This is a genomic window from Sphingomonas sp. (genome assembly GCF_042096255.1).
Lineage (GTDB): Bacteria > Pseudomonadota > Alphaproteobacteria > Sphingomonadales > Sphingomonadaceae > Sphingomonas.
Genome location: NZ_JBELLZ010000156.1, coordinates 1 through 4,789, shown reverse-complemented (window position 1 = coordinate 4,789; position 4,789 = coordinate 1). Strand labels below are relative to the sequence as shown.

General features: G+C 69.4%; 5 protein-coding genes and 1 pseudogene. 5 read left to right on the top strand and 1 reads right to left on the bottom strand.

From position 1 onward, the window contains the following. Nucleotides 1-26 precede the first annotated feature (26 nt). Genes acpS through maiA form a run of 4 tightly spaced genes read left to right on the top strand, consistent with a single transcriptional unit; the run spans nt 27 to nt 3,124 of the window. Entirely contained in the window at nt 27-431 is a 405-nt protein-coding gene (gene acpS, locus ACFDTH_RS17435) for a holo-ACP synthase (protein WP_375288821.1), read from the top strand. Nucleotides 432-438: 7 nt separating this feature from the next. Then, complete coding sequence (gene lepB / locus ACFDTH_RS17430; protein ID WP_375288820.1) at nt 439-1,419, top strand: signal peptidase I; 981 nt, start codon at nt 439-441, stop codon at nt 1,417-1,419. Next, nucleotides 1,416-2,495: an AI-2E family transporter gene (locus ACFDTH_RS17425; protein ID WP_375288819.1), complete on the top strand. Its 1,080-nt coding sequence runs from the start codon at nt 1,416-1,418 to the stop codon at nt 2,493-2,495. The genes lepB and ACFDTH_RS17425 overlap by 4 nt, the downstream gene beginning before the upstream one ends. Next, a complete protein-coding gene (gene maiA, locus ACFDTH_RS17420) occupies nt 2,492-3,124 on the top strand; it encodes a maleylacetoacetate isomerase (protein WP_375288818.1) in 633 nt (210 codons plus the stop codon). The genes ACFDTH_RS17425 and maiA overlap by 4 nt, the downstream gene beginning before the upstream one ends. Here maiA and ACFDTH_RS17415 read toward each other — a convergent pair. After that, complete coding sequence (locus tag ACFDTH_RS17415) at nt 3,111-4,202, bottom strand: glycosyltransferase (RefSeq protein ID WP_375288817.1); 1,092 nt, start codon at nt 4,200-4,202, stop codon at nt 3,111-3,113. The two genes, maiA and ACFDTH_RS17415, sit on opposite strands and share 14 nt — an antisense overlap. Nucleotides 4,203-4,288: 86 nt before the next feature. On the opposite strand from ACFDTH_RS17415, the pseudogene ACFDTH_RS17410 reads away from it, so the two are divergent. Further along, nucleotides 4,289-4,789: pseudogene (locus ACFDTH_RS17410) on the top strand (hypothetical protein); the annotation flags it as partial.

The window sequence follows — 4,789 nt, the reverse complement described above, 5'->3', positions numbered from 1 at the left end:
GGGCTCATGCTCTTGTATCGCGCGTCATGATCATCGGCCTCGGCACCGACCTGTGCAACATCGAGCGCATCCAGGCCTCGCTCGATCGGTTCGGCACCCGCTTCGAGGACCGCGTCTTCACGCCGGTGGAGAAGGCCAAGGCGGGGCGGCGGCCGTTCACCAAGGCGGGCACTTTGGCCAAGCGCTTCGCCGCCAAGGAGGCGTTTTCGAAGGCGGTCGGAACCGGGTTCAAGGCGGGCGTGTTCATGCGCGACATTGGCGTGGTTAACGCCCCCTCCGGCGCGCCCACCCTGGCGCTGACCGGTGGTGCCAAGGCGAGGCTTGACGCGATGATCCCCCCCGGCCACGGCGCGCGCATCCACCTGACCCTCACCGACGATCATCCCTGGGCGCAGGCCTTCGTGATCATCGAAGCGGTCCCCAACGAGTGACGCCCGCATGGCGCAGGAGCTGAGTTTGACCGCCGACACGCCCCCGGGCACCGATGCGGCAATCGAAAGCGAGGCGCCCGAGACCGGCAAGCGCCCGGGCACCGACTGGTGGGCGGAGGCCAAGGGCATCTTCTGGCTGATCCTGGCGGTGCTGGGCTTCCACAGCTTCGTCGCCAAGCCCTTCTACATCCCGAGCGAATCGATGCTGCCGGGCCTGCTGGTCGGCGATCGGCTGGTGGTGAACAAGTTCGCCTATGGCTGGTCATTCGTGTCGCCGACGATCCCCGATCCGGTGGCGATCTTTCGCGGGTTGGTGCTGCGCCGGCCGGTGGAAAGCTGGGGCGTGCAGGTGCCGTTCCGCGAGGGGCGTTTCTGGGGCAAGATGCCCGAGCGCGGCGACGTGGTGATCGTCACGCCGCCGGGCGCCAACAGCGACTATATAAAGCGCGTGATCGGGCTGCCGGGCGACCGGCTGGAGGTGCGCGACGGCACCGTGATCCTGAACGGCGTGCCGGTGAAGCGCGGCCCGCTGCACTTCGTCGACCTTGCCGATTATGGCGGCATGCCGCTCGCCGGCGGCGAGGAGACCTGCGACGCGATCGGCAATGGCGCGGCACGGATGCGGGGCGCGGACGGGCGGGTCACCTGCCGGCTGCCGGTGATCACCGAGACGCTGCCCAACGGGCGCACCTATGACACCGTCGAACTGGGGCGCAGCGTCGGCGACGATTACGCGGCGGTGACGATTCCCGCCAACCACCTGTTCCTGATGGGCGACAACCGCGACCGCTCCGCCGACAGCCGCTTCGCCGCGGGCGGCTTCGATCGCGGGTTGGGCGGGCCGGTGCCGTGGGAGAATATCGGCGGGCGGGCCGAGTTCATCACCTTCTCGGTTGACGGCAGCGCGACCTGGAACCCGCTGACCTGGCCGGGATCCTTGCGCGGCGGCCGCGCAGGCACCTCGCTCCACCCCGAGGTGACTCGATGAGCGACGCGCATCCCCATGTCGTCCAGGGCGCCAGCCCCAATGAGGTTCGCAATCCCGAGACGCGCGCGGAAATGCGCCGTGCCGCGGTGTGGATCGGCATGGTCTGCGCGGTCGCACTAGTGGTGCTGCTGGTCCAGCCGCTGCTGATCATCTTCGCCGGGCTCGTCTTCGCCTCCATGCTGGACGGCGGGGTGCGGCTGCTCGGCCGGGTGCTGCCGATCGGGCGCGGCTGGCGGCTGCTGATCGTCTGCCTGCTGACCGTCGCCTTCCTGATGGGCACCTTCTACCTGACGGGCGTGCAGGTGGCGGCGCAGTTCAGCCAGCTGCGCGCGACGCTGGAGTTCCAGGCGGTCCGCGTGACCGGTTGGCTGACCCAGCAGGGGCTGATGCCAGGCGCGTCGGACGTGAGCGACATTGCGCAGCAGGCGCTCGGCTCGGTCGGGCGCTTGACCTCTTGGGTCGGCACCGCGGCAGGGGCGCTGACCACCTTCTTCATGATCCTGGTGATCGGCTTGTTCATCGCCATGGATCCGCGGGTCTACGACCGCGGCCTGCAATGGATGATCCCGCAGGACCAGCGCCACGAGTTCGCGGTAGTGGTGCAGCGGATGAGCCACACGCTCCGCCGCCTGCTCGCCGGGCGCCTGCTGGGCATGGCGTTCGAAGGCGTGCTGACCGCGATCGCGCTGTGGCTGGTGGGCGTGCCTATGGCGCTGATCCTGGGCATCCTGACCGGGCTGCTCGCCTTCATCCCCAATATCGGCGCGTTCATCTCGGGCGCGCTGATGGTGGCGGTGGGCTTTTCCGCGGGCCTGAACACCGGAATTGCGGCGATCGTGGTCTATTTCGTGGTCCAGACCTTCGACGGCTATGTCGTGATCCCGATGGTGGCGAAACGGACGGTGGATCTGCCGCCAGCGCTGACCCTGGGCACGCAGATCCTGGCGAGCGCGCTGTTCGGCATCCTCGGCCTCGCGCTTGCCGATCCGATGACGGCGATGGTCAAGACCGCGCTCGAACGCCGATCCGAGAAGGTGGAGGACGAGGAGGGCGGCGCTTCGGAGGGAATCGCGTGAGGCTGGTCCTGCACGATTACTGGCGCTCGTCCGCCGCTTATCGCGTGCGGATATGCCTTGGACTGAAGGGCGTAGAATACGAGCGCGTGGCGGTGAACCTGCTCGCGGGGGATCAGCGCGGCGCGGAGAACCTGGCGGTCAACCCGCAGGGCTTCGTGCCGACCCTGGTGGTGGACGGCCGGCCGCTGACCCAGAGTTTGGCGATCGTCGACTGGCTGGACGCGAACTTCCCCGAGCCGCCGACGGTGTCGAAGGACCCGTTCGTCCGATCGGGCCAGCTCGCCCGCGCATTGGCGGTGGCGGCGGACATCCATCCCCTCAACAACCTGCGGGTGCTCAAGCGTCTGGAGACGCAGTTCGGGGCGGATCAGGCGGCGAAGGCCGCCTGGTATGCGCACTGGATCGTCGAGGGCCTGACCGCATTGGAGCGGATGGCAGAGGATGCGGGGCCGTTCCTCGGCGGCAATGCGCCCGACATCGCGGACATTTGCCTGGTACCGCAACTCGCCAACGCGCGCCGGTTCGACGTGCCGCTGGAGGCCTATCCCAAGCTGCTGGCGGTGGACGCGGCGATGCAGGCGCTGCCGGCGGTGCAGGCGGCGCATCCCGATCGCGTCAGGCCGACCTGACAACGCTGTCGAACAGATCAAGGTAGCGCTGCGCCGAATCGGCGCCCGGGGGCACCTGCGGTGCCGGGCGTTGCGCATCGGGCGTGAGCCAGCGGTCCAGCGCCGCGACCAGCGCGTCGGGATCATCGCGCGGAACGATTGTGCCAAGCGTGGGATCGTGAACGATCTCGGCGATCGCGGGCGCGCTGTCGGTTGTGACCACGGGCGCGCCCATCGACAACGCCTCACGCAGCACGTTCGGCGCACCCTCGAAGTCCGAGGTCAGCGTGACCACCGCCGCCTGCGCCATCGCGGGCAGGGGGTCGGCGGCATGGCCGGGCAGGTGCAGCCGGTGCGCGACGCCGAGCGCGGCCGCCTGGGCGAGCAGGTCCCGCCGGAGCACACCCTCGCCGACGATCACCAAGGGAACCGCCGTGTCGCGCAGCCGCGGCAATGCGGCGATCAGCCGGTCCCAGCGCTTCTGCGGCGCCAAGCGCCCAACACCCAGGAGGAAGCGACCGGCGGGTAGCGCGACGGAGGCGGCACCCGGGATCGGCACGGTGGGCGGGTTCGGGATCACCGCCAACCGTTCGGCCGGAATGCCCGTGGCCTGTGCCGCCAGCACCGCGCTTGCCGGGGTCATCGCCACGATACGGTCGAGGAAAAGCGGATGCAGCCGCAGCCAGCTGCGGTGGGCGAGGCGCGCAGCGATGCCATGGTCGGCGCGGTCGAGCGCATTGGACACCTTGCCCACGATCGGCGGGGCGGATCGGCCCAGTCGCATCCGCGTCCACAGCGCGGCGCCGGTATAGTGCGATCCGGCGCAGAACAGCACGTCGGGCGCGAGCATGCGGACCCGATCCGGCAGGCTCGTTGCGAGCGAGCGGTAAGCGGGCGAGCCGAGCGCAATCACCTCGATGCCGGGCGGCAGCTCCGCGGCGAGCGGCCCTTCCGGCACGCCGATCACCAGCGTCACACGCCGCCCGGCCTCAACCCACCCCCGCCCCAGGCGGAGCAGGACCCGCTCGACGCCGCCGCCCTGGAGCGTCTGGGCGTAGCTGAGGATGTGCCCGGCGCGCGCCATCTTGCGCGCTGCCATGCTACAGCCCAGATTTGCCGGCAAGAAACCATAATAGGTTGCGACCGGGCGAGGGTCCCGGAATGGGTACCCAGCAGGAAGACAGTTTGTCCGCACCAGCCTACCTCCCTTCGGCGCCTTCCGCCCTGCCTGCCGAACCGGTGGTTGACCTCGCCGGCCTCCAGCCGGTGGAGACCATCCGGCGGCGCTGGCCGATGCTGCTCGGCGCGCTACTGTCGGCAGCGATGGTGGTCGCGTTGGCGCGCGAGCTGCTTGACGACGGCCTCGTGGGGCTGGACCGCGCCGCGCCGGACAGCTCGTGGTTCTACGTCACCTTCGCGCTGCTGTACCTTTCCGCACCCCTCGGCGATCTGCTGATCTACCGTTATCTGTGGCGCGTGCCGTGGCTGGGCGGATTTGCGGCGCTGAACAAGAAGCGCATCGCGAACGACGTGGTACTGGGCTATTCGGGCGAGGCCTATTTCTACGCCTGGGCGCGATCGCGCGCGGCGATGGTGGCGGCGCCGTTCGGGGCGGTGAAGGACGTCAGCATTCTATCCGGCATCGTCGGCAACGGCGCGACCTTGCTGTTGTGCTTGGTCGCGCTA

What these genes read in the sequence shown, in the direction of transcription:
- acpS (WP_375288821.1), top strand. Translation starts at nt 27, where the DNA reads ATGATCATCGGCCTCGGCACCGACCTGTGCAACATCGAGCGCATCCAG.
- lepB (WP_375288820.1), top strand. Translation starts at nt 439, where the DNA reads ATGGCGCAGGAGCTGAGTTTGACCGCCGACACGCCCCCGGGCACCGAT.
- ACFDTH_RS17425 (WP_375288819.1), top strand. Translation starts at nt 1,416, where the DNA reads ATGAGCGACGCGCATCCCCATGTCGTCCAGGGCGCCAGCCCCAATGAG.
- ACFDTH_RS17415 (WP_375288817.1), bottom strand. Translation starts at nt 4,202, where the DNA reads ATGGCAGCGCGCAAGATGGCGCGCGCCGGGCACATCCTCAGCTACGCC.